Genomic DNA, 13,775 nt, shown 5'->3' with positions numbered 1-13,775 from the left:
TTCCGTTCGATGGCTACTGCGTTGCCTATATCCCAATTGGGAGCCCGACGCCTACGATGTCGAAGCTTGGGGCAACTTTGTGCTGATCGTTTCGGGATATATCGTCGCCATCGCATTGGTAGTGCCGGCAAGCGTCATCGCATGGCGGCGAGCACATTGAGCACGCTCGTCAAAATGGAATTCGGCCGCGTCAAGCCTTTCAAGCCTGCCATACCCCATACCCCGCCTCGCGCAGCCCGATCGCCAATTCCACTTCCATATCCTGCGCGCCGCGATAAGGCATCGGGTTGAACACGTCGTACAGTTCGGGCATCAGACGCAGGCCGTAATCGCGCACATAGCGATTCGCCTGAATGCCCGCCTTGTGCCGATCGAAGCGCAAGTCCGGGTCGAGCCCCGTCATGCCGACGTACACGCACGGCTTGTCGAAACGGTAACCAGGATTCGCGCGACGAAAGCGCGCCTCGTTCCACACCTTGTCGTCGAGCGCGACGACGTACACGTAGTAGTGATGCGCGCGACCCGCCATGACACGCCCGACGCCGTTCAGCCGCGCAGCGTACCGTGCAGCAACATCCGGTATTCGGTCGGTGTGACGCCGACGGTCGCCTTGAATTGCCGTGTGAACGCGCTGTGATCGGTGTAGCCGCAACGCGCGGCGACGTCGGTGACCTTGTCGTGCGACACCAGCAGCGCGGTCGCCGCGTCGAGTCGCGTTTTCAGGAGCACCTGGCGCGGCGTCAGATGAAACACCTTGTGAAAGTAGCGCTCCAGCTGCGCGACCGACATGTCCGCCATCGCCGCAAGCTGCTTCAGGTTCAGCGGCTGCACGTAATTCTGCTGGATCGACTGCACGACGGCGGCAAGCCGGCTGTAGGCCGGATGGCTGCTTTCGTCGGCTTTCAGATCGCGGGAGATGCCGGCGAGGCCGACCACCTTGCCCGTCGCATCGCGCAACGGCTGTTTGCAGGTCAGGCACCAGCCCGGTTGACGGCCCGGATACAGATGCAGTTCGAGCTGATCGAGCATCTGGTTGCCGACGCCGATGATCGCCTTGTCCTGCGCGGTATAGATGCGCCCGAAGCGGCGCGGAAACACGTCTTCCGCGGTCTTGCCGAGCAGCGCGGCCTTTTCCTTGAAGCCGCAACGCGAAGCGAGCGTGCGGTTGACGAGCGCATACCGCGCGTCGGCGTCCTTGACGAAGAACACGACGTCCGGCATTGCATCGAATACCGGCTCGAGCAACCTGAAATGCGACAGCATGCCGGACAGCGTCGTATCGTCAGTTTCGAGCGGATGCGCCAGCGTGTTCATCGTGCGGTTCCGTGGGTGCGTGCCTGGTTGATTGCGTTAGGTTGCGTTCGCGGATCGCTGCGCCGGTGCGGCCGGGCAGCCTGCTCGTGCGGTTGATTGCGGTCGATTATAGAGCCGCGCGTCGCCCGCCAATATCTACCGAGGGTAAGCGCGGAGCCGTCATGGCGCCGCAGTCGGCGGTTCGGCGGCGCTCATCAGCGTGCCGATTTGCGCCGGACTGAACGGCGGACGCGCCGCGGCGGCCGGCCAGCCGAAGTACAGGCTCGCAGCCGCCCCGCAGATGCGCCCCTGGCAAGGGCCCATACCGCAGCGCGTCTGCAGTTTCGCGTCACGCCAGTCGGCGCAGCGGCGCACCTCGCCGACGCTCACGTCCTCGCAACGGCACAACAGCGTCGCGTCGGCGGGCGGCGTGCGCGCGGCCTCGCCCAATGCGAACGACGCCGCGATGCGCGCGCCAAAGCCCCGCCAGCGAGCGCGTTGCGCGACGAGCGCCGCCAGCGCGGCGCGTTGCGTGCTCGCCGCGCCGCTCGCCACGAGACCGGCGATCTCGCCTTCCGCGCCAGCGAGCTCAGCGCCGCCGACGCCCGTGCACTCGCCCGCTGCATAAACGCGTTCGAGCGAGGTGCGCTGTCCGTCGTCGATGACGATTTCGCCCGCGTCGTTGATCGCGCAGCCGAGCGCCTGGGCAAGCGTGACGTTCGGCAGCAGTCCGAAGCCGCACGCGACGCGGTCGCAATCGAGCGTCACCTCGCGTTCACCGCGCCGGATCGTCACCTGTTGCACGCGCTGCGCGCCACGGGCTTCGCTCACGATGCTGCCGGTCCAGTAGCGCAGTCCCGCGAAGCCGCGCGTGAGGCTGATCGCCTGACGCAGCTTCGCGGGCTCGCGCAGCAGCGACACGCCGAAACGCGCGACCTCGGCCGCCGATGCCTGCTCGACCACCGCGATCACGCGCGCGCCGGCCTCTCGCGCGGTGGCGAGCGCGGCCATCAGCAGCGGGCCGCTGCCGGCGATCACGATCCGTTCGTCGCGCACCGGCATGCCGCCTTTGATCAACGCCTGCAATGCGCCCGCGCCGGTCACGCCGGGCAAGGTCCAGCCGGGAAACGGCAGTAGACGCTCGCGCGCGCCGGTCGCAAGAATCAGTCTGTCATAGGTGATCGACACGCCGCCGTGTTCGGCGGATTCGAGCAGCAAGCCTTGCACGCCGAGCGGCGCGATCACGCGCGTCGATGGCCAGTAAGTGAAGTTTTGCTGCGATTGCAACGCCGCGAGCAACGCATGCAACGCTGCTTGAGGCGGATAGGCGGGCCCCTGGCGCCAGACCTGGCCGCCGGCGCGCGGATTGTCATCGATCTGCGCGACAGTCGCGCCCGACTGCGCCGCCGCCCGCGCGGCATTGAGCCCGGCCGGACCACCGCCGATCACCACGATGTCGAAGTGCTGCGTCATGCGTGTACTGTCCCGTTTCGTGTCTGCACGCGCTGGCCGTCGCGGCATAGCGTCTGGCACGCGAGCGCGTGCGCGTGACCGTCGATCGTGACGCGGCACTCCTGGCACACGCCCATCCCGCACAAGGCTTCGCGCGGCTCGCCCTTGACCGACAGCCGCGAGCCGCGCACACCCGCGATCGCGAGCGCCGCGGCTATGGTCGTGCCGGGCATCACTTCGATGCTGCGGCCGTCGACGCTCAAACGGATACGGGCCGCGTCAGTGTCGGTCATTGGCCACCTGCTCTGCAAAACGCACCGGTAGGTAAGGTTCGCACGGAATCGGCGCGGCATGGCCCGCGATCTGCGCCGCGAGTAGTTTCGCGGTCGCGAGCGAGGTCGTCACGCCAAGCCCTTCGTGGCCGACCGCGAGCCATAGGCGAGATGCGGAGCCAGAGCCGACATCGGGCGCGAACTCGCCGGCCGGTCCGATCAGCGGCAGGCCGTCCGGCGACGCCGCGCGAAACCCCGTCCACGCGCGGATGCCGCTGAGCGCCGGCAACCCCGGCAGATACTGCGCGGCGCGTTGCAGCATCCGGGCGAGCACCGGCATCTCGACGGCGGGATCGGTTGTTTCGAACTGGCGCGACGAGCCGATCAGCAGTTGCCCAGTCGGACGCGGCTGTGCGTTGAACGCGACCGACGGGCCGCTCGCGTGATGCGCGCTCTTGATATAGCCAAGTTCGAGCAGTTGGTGACGGATCAGCCCCGGGTAGCGGTCGGTGATCAGCAGATGGCCTTTCTTCGGCTGCAACGGCAGCCACGGCAACAATTGCGCCGCCCCGAGGCCGTTCGCGACGACCACGTGCGCCGCGCTGGTGCGCTCGCCGCACGCCAGGGTCACGCCGCCCGCACCGACCGACGCGACCGGCGCTCCAGGTCGCACGCTGATATTCGCCGCATGCGGCGACTGCGTGAGCAGCCATTCGGCGGCGGTCGGCGCATACACGATGCTGTCGTGCTCGATGCGCAAGCCGCCCGCCATCGACGGTGCGAGCGCCGGTTCGCAGGCGCGCAGTTCGGCCGAGTCCAGCAATTGCGCGGCGACGCCTTGGCTCTCGAACGCCGCCTGCATTGCGCGGGCGGCTTGCCGTTCTTCGTCGTCGGCTGCGACCCACAGCGTGCCGCAGCGCGCGAACGCGTCGCGCGCGCGCAGCTGCGGCGCGAGCTCGAGCCATAGCTCGCGCGAATAGCGGCTCAGCGCGAATTCGGCGGGCGAGTCGTTCATCACGACGATATGGCCCATGCCGGCCGCCGTCGCGCCGCCGCCGATGCGCTGCGCATCGAGCACGTCGACGCGCATGCCGAGCGCGGCCAGTTCCGCCGCGCACGCGGCACCGACGATACCCGCTCCGATGATCAGCGCGTCCGGGCTCATGCGGTACGGATACCCCACGCGAACGGATCGCGCTCGTCGAAACACAGACGCCCTTCGGCCATGATGTGCGCGTGACCGGTGATGGTCGGAATCACGTGGACGCCGTCGCCCGCCGTGCGATAGCTCGCCTCGAACACGCTGCCGATGATGCTCTCCTGGCGCCACACCGCGCCTTCGGCAAGCTTGCCGTCGGCCGCGAGACACGCGAGCTTCGCGCTCGTGCCGGTGCCACACGGCGAGCGGTCGTACGCATTGCCGGGACACAGCACGAAGCTGCGGCTGTCGAGGCCCTCGCGCGAGCCCGGTCCGAACAGCTCGATATGGTCGATCAGCGCGCCGTTCGCGCCGGTGATGTTCCGTGCGATCAGCGCGTCGCGAATCGCCGAGCTGAAAGCCGTCAGGCTCGCGATGTTCGCGGCTTCGAGCTCGTGCCCATGCTCGGCGACGAGGAAAAACCAGTTGCCGCCCCAGCCGATGTCGCCGGTCAGTGCGCCATAGCCTGGCACGTCGACCTGCACCGCCTTGCGGTGGCGATACGCGGGCACGTTGCGCACCGCGACGCCGCCGTCTTCGTTCAGCGTCGCCTCCACCATGCCGACCGGCGTTTCGATGCGGTGTCGTCCCGGCCCGATCCGCCCCATGTGCGCGAGCGACACGACGAGCCCGATGGTGCCGTGCCCGCACATGCCGAGATAGCCGACGTTGTTGAAGAAGATCACGCCGGCCGCGCAAGTCGGATCGTCGGGCTCGCAGAGCAACGCGCCGACCACCACGTCCGAGCCCCGCGGTTCGGTGACGATGCCGGCGCGCCAGTCGTCGAAGCGAGTGCGGAACACCTCGAGCCGTTGCGCGAGCGTGCCGCCGCCCAGATCCGGGCCACCCGACACCACGAGGCGGGTGGGCTCACCGCCGGTGTGCGAGTCGATGATGTTGAGAGTTTTCATGTCGCCCATGGTAGGAATCGCGGGCCGGTGGGTCTTGGTGCGCGTACGCGCGGATTGAGACGATTTCGGCATAGCGGCGCGATGCGTGAGCCGCCGCGCGCGCGGCGCGCGAAACGTCCCGCTATTCGGTATCGGCGTCGACGACCATCGGCGCAAACGCGGCAACCCGGCTAACCGATACGGACAGGTAAGGAGAATGAACACCGCTGGCGAGCGCGACGGGCTGCAACGCGGATTTCAGCATATACCTGGCCGTGGCGACCTCATGCCGTGCGCGCCGACTGCCAATCTTCACTCCCTGAGCACATGGTCGTGAAGCCGCAGCAACCGGTAGCCGCTTCTGTATACCGGCTGCAGCCGGAAACCATTGTGCGGCTCGATCGCGAGCAGCAGACGCAGCCGCGAAACGTGACTGTCGATGGTCCGCGTGAACTCGCGCAGTTCGCGGCCCCACACCGTCGCGAAGATATGGTCGCGCGACATCACGCGATCGACGTTGGAAAAGAACAGCGCCGCGATCCGGTACTGGGTGGGCGACAGCGACACCGGCTCGCCGCGCAGCGTGACCGCCCGGCGGATCGTGTCGAAGCAATAGGGGCCGATCTCGAAACAGGTCGCGGCGCTGAAACGCTCCGGATACGCGCGCCGCAGAAGCGCCGCGACTCGCGCGCGAAACTCGGCGTCCCGCAGCGGCAACGCGAGGTAATCGTCGGCACCGCCGGCGAGCGCGCGCACCATGCTTTCCTCCGAGCCGTCGTCCGACACGAACATGATCGGCACGTGCTCGCCTGCCACGCGGCGCACCGAGCGCAACAGGTCCGCGCGGGCGGGCCGCATATCCTGCCAGTCGAGCACCAGCAGATCCATCGTGGAGCGCACGAGCGACCTCGACAACGCAACGCCGTCGTCATAGGCCGCGCAGAAATGGCCGGCTCTCACCAGACTTGATTCAATGGACTGACGCATGACCGGGTCACGCTGAAGAACTGCAACGCGCATGGGATAGACTCTCGACAAGGACATGCAGGCCATTCTCCGAGCCGCACCCCGGTCCCTCCCTTCGGAGCATTCCTATTTTCCGCCGCTTTCTTCGCCCAACTGGGCGCTCCCGCAGGACTTCCGCTTCCATCCTGTAAAATCCGCGCCGGCCTCCGTCGCCAGCGCGCCCGCCCTATCCGGACGGCGCGCCCGTGTCCCGTGCTCTACCCAGCGCCTGCCGCACTTCTCGCCCGACGACCGCCGTATGTCCACGCGTCTCCCGCGTGGCTCACAATTCATCAGAAGACATGGCAATGCAAGCGACAAATCTGGGTGGAGCGCAGGCTGTCACCCCCCGCCCGCTTGGGCACAGCGATTACAAGACACTCGGTCTCGCCGCGCTCGGCGGAGCGCTCGAGTTCTACGACTTCATCATCTTCGTTTTCTTCGCGCCGGCGATCGGCCAGCTGTTCTTCCCGGCGGCGATGCCGGACTGGCTGCGTCAGGTGCAGACCTTCGGCATTTTCGCGGCCGGTTATCTGGCGCGGCCGCTCGGCGGCGTCATCATGGCGCACTTCGGCGACCTGTTCGGCCGCAAGCGCATGTTCACGCTGAGCGTGCTGCTGATGTCGGTGCCGACGCTGCTGATGGGCCTGATGCCCACCTACGCGAGCATCGGCGTGCTCGCGCCGGTGCTGCTGTTGCTGTTCCGCGTGATGCAGGGCGCGGCGGTCGGCGGCGAAGTCCCGGGCGCATGGGTGTTCGTCGCAGAGCATGTGCCCGGGCGGCACGTCGGCTATGCGTGCGGCACGCTGACGGCCGGCCTCACGGCGGGCATTCTGCTCGGCTCGCTGATTGCGTCGGCGGTCAATCGCCATTTCACGCCGGCCGATATTTCCGAATATGCGTGGCGTGTTCCGTTCCTCATCGGCGGCGTGTTCGGCATGTTCTCGGTCTATCTGCGCCGCTGGCTGCACGAGACGCCGGTGTTCGCCGAACTGAAGCAACGCAAGGCGATCGCCGCGGAAGTGCCGCTGAAGGCCGTACTGCGCGATCACGGCCGCGCGGTGATCGTGTCGATGCTGCTCACCTGGATGCTGTCGGCGGCGATCGTCGTCGTGATCCTGATGACGCCGACGCTGCTGCAAAAGCAATTTCACATCGAGCCGGCCACCGCGCTGCTCGCGAACTGTGTCGCGACGCTGTGCCTGACGATCGGCTGCGTGGTGGCGGGTTCGATCGCCGGACGCATTGGCGCGGGTCGCACGATTTTCGTCGGCGGTGTTGCGCTTGCGATCACGTACTACGTGATGTTTCGCCAGTTGGCCGTCGATACGTCCCTGCTCGTGCCGCTGTATGCACTGGCCGGACTTTTCGTCGGCGTGATCGGCGCGATTCCGCTCGTGATGGTCCGCGGATTCCCGCCGGTGGTGCGCTTCTCGGGCATCTCGTTCTCGTACAACGTCGCGTATGCGGTGTTCGGCGGTCTGACGCCGATCGCCGTATCGCTGATGATGAAGTCGAACCCGCTGGCCGCGCCGCTGTACGTCGCGGCGATCTGCGTGCTGGGCGCGCTGACCGCGCTGTTCATCAAGGATGCGCCGCGGGCGCGTTGATCCGGCGACATCCATACTTCACGCCACGCCGAAACGTGGCGCGCTGCATCGGGCTTACGATGCAGTCATGAACTCATCCACACCCTCCTTTTCGCCCGCCCTCGGTCGCGTTCTCGCGACCGTCAGCGTCGGCTTCGTGGTCACGCAACTCGACGTGACCATCGTCAACATCGCGTTGCCACGAATCGGCGCGGACCTGCACGCGAACGTCGCGGGCCTGCAATGGGTCGTCGATGCATACACGCTCGCGTTTGCGGTGCTGATGCTGTCGGCCGGCGCGCTCGGCGACCGCTTCGGCGCGCGGCGCATGTATGCGTGCGGAATCGTGCTGTTCGCGCTCGCGTCGCTGGCCTGCGGGCTCGCGCTCGATGCCCCGATGCTGATCGCCGCGCGCGCGGTGCAAGGCATCGGCGCGGCCGCGATGCTGCCGAATTCGCTCGCGCTGCTCAATCAGTCGTTCGGCCACGAACCGAAGCTGCGGGCACGCGCGGTCGGCCTGTGGACCGCCTCCGGCGCGATTTCGATCGCGGCCGGACCGGTGGCTGGCGGTCTGCTGATCGCCGCGTTCGGCTGGCGCAGCATCTTTCTCGTCAATCTACCGATCTGCGCGGCCGGCCTGCTCGCGACACTGCTGTGGATTCCGCGTGCGCAAACCTCGCAACGCGGCGTGCCGGCCGCCGCTCGCGGCAACACCGACGCGACGCCACGCGGCATCGATCTCGGCGGCCAGTGTCTCGCGATCGTCGCGCTAACCGCGTTCGTCGCCGCAGTGATCGAATGGCGGCCGCTCGGGCTCGCGCATCCGCTGGTCGCCGGCGGCTTCTTGCTGGCGCTGCTGGCGGCGGGTGCGTTCGTGTTCGTCGAAGCGCGCGTCGCGCGCCCGATGCTGCCGCTGTCGCTGTTCGGCACGCGCACGTTCAGCGCGGCGGTGCTGTTCGGCATCTGCGTGAATCTGACGTATTACGGCATGGTGTTCGTGCTGAGCCTTTACCTGCAGCGCGTGCGCGGCTACACGCCGTTGCAGGCGGGCCTCGCGTTCCTGCCGCTGACGGGCGGCTTCCTGATCTCGAACGTCGCGAGCGGCTGGGTGATCGGCCGCCTGGGAGTGCGCGTGCCGATGATCCTCGGCGCGATCACGGCCGGTCTCGGCTATGGCCTGCTGCATCTCGTCGGCGCCGAGACGCCGCTGATTGGCCTGCTGCTGCCGTTTTTGCTGATTCCGTCGGGTATGGGACTCGCGGTGCCGGCGATGACCACGGCGGTGCTCGCATCGACCGAAGCGCGGCGCGCGGGCACGGCGTCGGCGGTATTGAACACGGCGCGCCAGGCCGGCGGCGCGGTGGGTGTGGCGGCCTTCGGCGCGCTCGCGGGCGGTGCGGCCGCGACGCAGATCGTGCCGGGGATGCAAGCGGCGACGGCTATTTCAGTGGGACTGCTGGTGCTGGGTCTCGTGCTCGCGTGTTTCGTGCATCCGGAGCCGCACGCGGCGGCATCGTCTGCGCGCGGCGCGAGCGCCGCGAGTAAGTAAGCGGTGTGTAATGCAGGCGCCTACAGCGACGCCTCCTGAATCGTGCCGGTAGCGATTGCGCGCTCGATCAGGCCTTCGTTGCGCGCTTTGGCGATCGCATCCGCGAGCAGCTTTTCCGGGTCCTCGATGTCCGCCTTCAGCGTGCCGATGAATCCGGACGCATCCAGAACCACCAGCGTCTTCGCCGACTCGGCGAGGCTGATGATCACACGATGCGGCGTCGGCCCTTCGCCGAGACTCGCGCACAGTTGCGTGAGCTTGCCGCCGATCATTTGCTCGAAGTTCTGAATCATCATCTGCTCCCATGATTGGCTCGGATTGGAAATCCTGCTGTGTAGCAGGATGCGGGCCGCGCCGACTGCGCGCGCTCACGCTTTACAGCCCGCTTTACAGGCCGCCGAGTCCGCCGCGCGGCGCGCGCGCGTTGTCGATGCTCAGACGCCCCGCGCCGGTAACGAACAGCAGCAGGAAACCGCCCGCGATTCCGATGTTCTTCCAGAAATGAATCACCATGTCGTGCTGCAAGGCCGGGTCGGTGATATTCCAGAAGTCGTGGCCGAGCACCGCCGTCGCGACCGTATACGCCGCCATGACCAGCGCGAGCGGCCGTACCTTGAAGCCGACCACGAGCAGCAGGCCGCCGAGCACCTCGATCGCGGTTGCGATCGGCGCGGCGATCTGCACGAACGGCACGCCTTTCGAATGCAGGTAGCCGACGAAGCCCGCATAGCCCAGCAGTTTCATCACCCCGCTCCACAGGAACAGCACGGAAAGCGCAAGACGGGCGATGAAAATAATGCCGAAATCGACGGGACGCGACATGGGGGGACTCCTGTAATGAATAAGCAGCAGACCCGAATGGACGGGCTCAGTTCCCCGCCTCGCCCCTGAGCATATGAGCAATGGCCGCGATTTCCAAGCCCGCTCAAGCTGACGGATACGTGGCGACCTCGATCAGGTTGCCGTCCGGGTCGCGGCAATACACCGAGGTCATCTTGCCGCGCGCGCCGTCGCGCTCCACCGGCCCCGCCTCGATAGCGACGCCTTGCGCGAGCCAGTGCGCCTTGACGTCGTCCGGGCTTGCGGTGGTCACGAAGCACAGGTCCGCCGTGCCCGGCACCGCCTCGCGCGACGTGAACCAGGCGACGGTATCGGCCGACGCGGGACGCAGATTGATCTTCTGATTACCGTAGTTCATCGCCACACGCGTGCCGGTGCGCGACGCGAACTCGGTGCGTTGCATGCCGAGCATCCGCGCGTACCACGCCGCGCTCACTTCGACGTCGGCGACGTTCAGAACGAGATGATCGAGACTGGCTAGCTGGAAGCTCATGGGTTTGTCGTGATGAATCGAGAAAGGTGGTAGCGACTATACGCGTGGCGCGTCCGGCGCGAGCAACACGCCCTTCGTGAATACGAAGCAGCCGTAGCCGCGCTCCTCGCCCGTCGCGATCACACAGTATGCCTGGCGCGCACGCTCGTAAAACGCGAACCGCTCGATCGACACGAAGGGCACCTCGCGCCCCTCGCCCGCGTTGACCTCGGCTTGCGCTTCGCGCTGCACCGCGGGAATCGTGTGCGGCTCGCCAACCACTTCCATGCGCGACGCGGGATGCTCGATAAAGGTGTCGAGCGGCAGCACCGACAACACCGCGCGGATCGCGCGCGGCGAACTGACGCCGTCGAGACGCAGCGGCTTGCCGAGCACGGTATCGCGCGCGACGGCGTCGGCCGGGAAGTTGGCGTCGCAGATCACGAGCTCGTCGCCGTGGCCCATCGAGCGCAGCGCGTGCAGGATATCGGCGTTCAGTAGCGGGTCCAGATTTTTCAGCACGGGGTCTCCAGGTCGTTCGGTTGGGAACATGCTGAGGGGGTGAGGTCGTGAGCTTTGCGCAAGACGATGCGTGTCACGCTTCATCCGCACGACGCTTCATCCGCACGACGATCGATTGTAGCAAGCGCGCCGGACGTCTTGCGGCGCTGCGCTCGCACCGCATTGCCAGCGCAGCCATCCGACCAAAGCGAGCAGCACGAGCCCCGCGCCGCCGAGCACCGGCTCGCGCCAACCGAGCAGTGCGATGAACATGAACGCCCGCGCGCCGCCGAGCAGCGCGAAACCGGCGATCGCGCTCGATAACGCATCGAGCGCGGCCGCGACGCGCAGCAACGCGAGATGGACTTGTGCGGGCTTGGCAGCGGCGGGCTCATGCATGATCGTCTCCGTGAAAGACGCCTCAGGCGGCGCCGGGGGTTTCGTCGAGAAAACCGGTGACCGCTTGCAGACGCCCATGCGCGTCCACCACGCCGAAGTCCGAGCCCTTCACGATCGCCTCGCCCGCGGGGGTCGTCAGTGCCCACGAGAAGCGCAGGCGATTCGCGAAGCCGTCGACGTCGGTCGTACGGCGAAACGTGTGATGCGGAAAACGCTCATGCACCGCGCGGATCATGGCGTCGATGCCATCGTGGCCCGCGCCCGCCAGCAGCGGGTCGCGATAGTCGGCATCGGCGCTCCACGTTGCCGCGATCAACTCGCGACGACGCGCGCCATCGGTCTCGTTCCAGGTATCGAAATAACGGTCGATCAAATCGGTATGCGCATTCATCTCGAACTCCTCGATTGACAGGACTGAGCACTTCGCGCGGCATACGCATCGCATGCGGCGGGCTCGGAATGAAGATTGACGGCTCGCGTGCATTGCGTCGATTACGTGAGAGGTAATCAAGCGGATGCAGCCTTCGCTGTCACGCAGCGCCTTTCACTGTTTTTCTCGCCAAATAGGTCATTCGGCCGAGTCGTCAAAAAACCTTCGCACCGCTAACCTCAAGTGACTCATCGAAGCCCGCCGACGACATCGCGAGGCGGGCAATGCAATGAACAGGAGGGCCGCTTGGACCGCTTTATCGAGACGCTTTTCTCGCTTGCACGACCGTATCCCCGGAGATACAATCATCCGCAGATCGAAACACCGCGCGTGTACACGATCAACTGCACCGAAGAGTTCGACCGTTGGCTTCACGGCCTCACCGACCTCAAGGCGAAGGCGCAAATTCTCGTGCGGATCCGCCGCGCGGAACGCGGGCTTTTCGGCGACGCGAAGTTGCTGGAAAACGGCGTGTTCGAGATGCGCATCGATTGCGGGCCGGGTTACCGGGTCTACTACGCGCGCGAGGAACGCATGATGTATCTGCTGCTCTGCGGGGGTAACAAGTCCACGCAGCAGGCGGATATCAGGCATGCCGGAGCAATGTGGACAACCATCAGAAAGGAACAGTCATGAGCAAGATCAAAACGGCACGCTTCGATGCATCGAAGTACCTCGACAACGACGAAATGGTCGCGGCCTATCTGAACGCCGCCCTCGACGAAGGCGACTCCGATCTGCTGCTCGCCGCCATCGCGGATATCGCCAAGGCACACGGCATCACGAAGATCGCCGCCGCAGCGGGCCTGGGCCGCGAAAGCCTCTACAAGACACTCGCGCCCGGCTCCAAGCCACGCATGGACACGGTCCTCAAACTGGCGAGTGCGATCGGCGTCAAATTCACCGCCGTGCCGTTGCGCCTGGCTGCCGCCTGAGCCGGGCACGCGTCTCGTTGACTGAAATTCGCGGGGCATTACCTCTCAGGTAATCGATTGCTTGCACGCTTTGACTATGATCGGTGGCATGAACACACTCTCTATTGCACAAGCGGCTCCATCATCCGCGCCGATCGGCACTCGGGCGGTCGGCGAACTTCTCCGCGAATGGCGCCAGCGGCGGCGCATGAGTCAGTTGCTGCTCGCCACGGAGGCTGACATTTCGACCCGCCATCTGAGCTTTGTCGAATCGGGGCGCGCGCTACCGAGCCGGGAAATGGTCATGCATCTCGCCGAGCGCCTCGACGTGCCGTTGCGCGCGCGCAATGCTCTGCTCGTCGCGGCCGGTTACGCGCCGCTGTTTCGCGAACGTCCCCTCTCCGACCCGCAGCTCGCCGCCGCACGCGAAGCCGTCGAACTGGTGCTCAAAGGACATGAGCCCTACCCGGCCCTCGCGATCGACCGGCACTGGACCATCGTCGCGACCAACAATGCGATTGCGCCGTTGTTGAGCGGCGCGACTCCCGAACTGTTGAAGCCACCGGTCAACGCACTGCGCCTGAGTCTGCATCCGCAAGGCATTGCGGCGTCGATCGTCAACTGGCATGCGTGGCGCGAGCATGTGCTGGGCCGCCTGCAACGGCAGATCGACGTCAGCGGCGACGACACGCTGAGCGCACTGCGCGACGAACTGGCCGGCTACCCCGCGCCGCCGGATGCAGACGCCTCGACGCTGGACGATGCAGTCCTCAACCAGATCGCCGTGCCATTGCGGCTGCGTACGCCGCTTGGCGTGTTGTCGTTTTTCAGCACCACCACGGTGTTCGGCACGCCCGTGGACGTTACGCTGTCGGAACTCGCCATCGAGGCGTTCTTTCCGGCGGATCGGCAAACCGCGTCGGCGCTGCGCGAATTTGCCGAACATCAGCGCGGCTAGCCGCTCGCGTACC

The 13,775-nt window shown here is 66.5% G+C and carries 19 protein-coding genes; 5 read left to right on the top strand and 14 right to left on the bottom strand.

Going from position 1 to position 13,775, the window contains the following annotated elements:
* Positions 1 to 199: 199 nt before the first annotated feature.
* The 8 genes from OKW35_RS23865 to OKW35_RS23830 all read right to left on the bottom strand — a co-directional run bounded on the left by OKW35_RS23865 (position 200) and on the right by OKW35_RS23830 (position 6,125).
* Positions 200 to 529, bottom strand: a complete 330-nt coding sequence (locus tag OKW35_RS23865) for a hypothetical protein (RefSeq protein WP_187611238.1) — start codon at positions 527 to 529, stop codon at positions 200 to 202.
* Positions 530 to 546: 17 nt separating this feature from the next.
* Positions 547 to 1,314 (bottom strand): AraC family transcriptional regulator, encoded by a 768-nt coding sequence (locus OKW35_RS23860; RefSeq protein WP_090806925.1) that lies wholly within the window; start codon positions 1,312 to 1,314, stop codon positions 547 to 549.
* A 159-nt stretch (positions 1,315 to 1,473) separates the two neighbouring features.
* Positions 1,474 to 2,766, bottom strand: coding sequence for an FAD-dependent oxidoreductase (locus OKW35_RS23855; protein WP_429553283.1), 1,293 nt, complete (start codon positions 2,764 to 2,766; stop codon positions 1,474 to 1,476).
* Entirely contained in the window at positions 2,763 to 3,038 is a 276-nt protein-coding gene (locus OKW35_RS23850; RefSeq protein WP_429553282.1) for a 2Fe-2S iron-sulfur cluster-binding protein, read from the bottom strand. Before OKW35_RS23850 ends, OKW35_RS23855 begins: the two co-directional genes overlap by 4 nt.
* Complete coding sequence (locus OKW35_RS23845; RefSeq protein WP_429553835.1) at positions 3,025 to 4,182, bottom strand: NAD(P)/FAD-dependent oxidoreductase; 1,158 nt, start codon at positions 4,180 to 4,182, stop codon at positions 3,025 to 3,027. The genes OKW35_RS23850 and OKW35_RS23845 overlap by 14 nt, the downstream gene beginning before the upstream one ends.
* A complete protein-coding gene (locus OKW35_RS23840; RefSeq protein ID WP_429553281.1) occupies positions 4,179 to 5,135 on the bottom strand; it encodes a 4-hydroxyproline epimerase in 957 nt (318 codons plus the stop codon). Before OKW35_RS23840 ends, OKW35_RS23845 begins: the two co-directional genes overlap by 4 nt.
* Positions 5,136 to 5,247: 112 nt before the next feature.
* On the bottom strand, positions 5,248 to 5,370 hold the full coding sequence (locus tag OKW35_RS23835; RefSeq protein WP_429402785.1) for a hypothetical protein: 123 nt from the start codon (positions 5,368 to 5,370) through the stop codon (positions 5,248 to 5,250).
* Between the two features lie 47 nt (positions 5,371 to 5,417).
* The gene (locus tag OKW35_RS23830) at positions 5,418 to 6,125 is read right to left on the bottom strand and encodes a response regulator transcription factor (RefSeq protein WP_429553834.1); all 708 of its coding nucleotides are present in this window, start codon (positions 6,123 to 6,125) and stop codon (positions 5,418 to 5,420) included.
* A gap of 293 nt (positions 6,126 to 6,418) precedes the next feature.
* On the opposite strand from OKW35_RS23830, the gene OKW35_RS23825 reads away from it, so the two are divergent.
* Entirely contained in the window at positions 6,419 to 7,720 is a 1,302-nt protein-coding gene (locus tag OKW35_RS23825) for an MFS transporter (RefSeq protein ID WP_176078860.1), read from the top strand.
* A 67-nt stretch (positions 7,721 to 7,787) separates the two neighbouring features.
* Positions 7,788 to 9,248, top strand: coding sequence for an MFS transporter (locus OKW35_RS23820; protein WP_429553280.1), 1,461 nt, complete (start codon positions 7,788 to 7,790; stop codon positions 9,246 to 9,248).
* Between the two features lie 20 nt (positions 9,249 to 9,268).
* Here OKW35_RS23820 and OKW35_RS23815 read toward each other — a convergent pair whose 3' ends face one another.
* From OKW35_RS23815 to OKW35_RS23790, 6 genes are all read right to left on the bottom strand, one after another.
* Positions 9,269 to 9,541: a hypothetical protein gene (locus OKW35_RS23815; protein WP_090810195.1), complete on the bottom strand. Its 273-nt coding sequence runs from the start codon at positions 9,539 to 9,541 to the stop codon at positions 9,269 to 9,271.
* A 94-nt stretch (positions 9,542 to 9,635) separates the two neighbouring features.
* Entirely contained in the window at positions 9,636 to 10,070 is a 435-nt protein-coding gene (locus OKW35_RS23810; protein ID WP_184054217.1) for a DoxX family protein, read from the bottom strand.
* 103 nt (positions 10,071 to 10,173) lie between these two features.
* Positions 10,174 to 10,581: a VOC family protein gene (locus tag OKW35_RS23805; RefSeq protein WP_429553279.1), complete on the bottom strand. Its 408-nt coding sequence runs from the start codon at positions 10,579 to 10,581 to the stop codon at positions 10,174 to 10,176.
* Between the two features lie 36 nt (positions 10,582 to 10,617).
* Positions 10,618 to 11,082 carry an RbsD/FucU family protein gene (locus OKW35_RS23800; protein WP_090806945.1) on the bottom strand — a complete coding sequence of 155 codons (465 nt, stop codon included), beginning with the start codon at positions 11,080 to 11,082 and terminating at the stop codon, positions 10,618 to 10,620.
* A 96-nt stretch (positions 11,083 to 11,178) separates the two neighbouring features.
* A complete protein-coding gene (locus tag OKW35_RS23795; protein ID WP_090806947.1) occupies positions 11,179 to 11,460 on the bottom strand; it encodes a hypothetical protein in 282 nt (93 codons plus the stop codon).
* A gap of 22 nt (positions 11,461 to 11,482) precedes the next feature.
* Positions 11,483 to 11,851: a nuclear transport factor 2 family protein gene (locus tag OKW35_RS23790; protein WP_176379337.1), complete on the bottom strand. Its 369-nt coding sequence runs from the start codon at positions 11,849 to 11,851 to the stop codon at positions 11,483 to 11,485.
* A gap of 285 nt (positions 11,852 to 12,136) precedes the next feature.
* Here OKW35_RS23790 and OKW35_RS23785 point away from each other — a divergent pair, with 285 nt between their 5' ends.
* The 3 genes from OKW35_RS23785 (at position 12,137) to OKW35_RS23775 (ending at position 13,762) form a co-directional block, all read left to right on the top strand.
* Complete coding sequence (locus OKW35_RS23785) at positions 12,137 to 12,526, top strand: type II toxin-antitoxin system RelE/ParE family toxin (protein ID WP_429553278.1); 390 nt, start codon at positions 12,137 to 12,139, stop codon at positions 12,524 to 12,526.
* The gene (locus tag OKW35_RS23780) at positions 12,523 to 12,825 is read left to right on the top strand and encodes an addiction module antidote protein (RefSeq protein WP_184064273.1); all 303 of its coding nucleotides are present in this window, start codon (positions 12,523 to 12,525) and stop codon (positions 12,823 to 12,825) included. Before OKW35_RS23785 ends, OKW35_RS23780 begins: the two co-directional genes overlap by 4 nt.
* A gap of 88 nt (positions 12,826 to 12,913) precedes the next feature.
* Positions 12,914 to 13,762: a helix-turn-helix domain-containing protein gene (locus tag OKW35_RS23775; protein WP_429553277.1), complete on the top strand. Its 849-nt coding sequence runs from the start codon at positions 12,914 to 12,916 to the stop codon at positions 13,760 to 13,762.
* Positions 13,763 to 13,775 lie beyond the last annotated feature (13 nt).

This window comes from Paraburkholderia sp. MM5477-R1 (genome assembly GCF_050436385.1).
Classification (GTDB): Bacteria; Pseudomonadota; Gammaproteobacteria; order Burkholderiales; family Burkholderiaceae; genus Paraburkholderia; species Paraburkholderia tuberum.
Note: the sequence above shows the minus strand (reverse complement) of the source record. Positions and strands in the feature narration are given on the sequence as shown.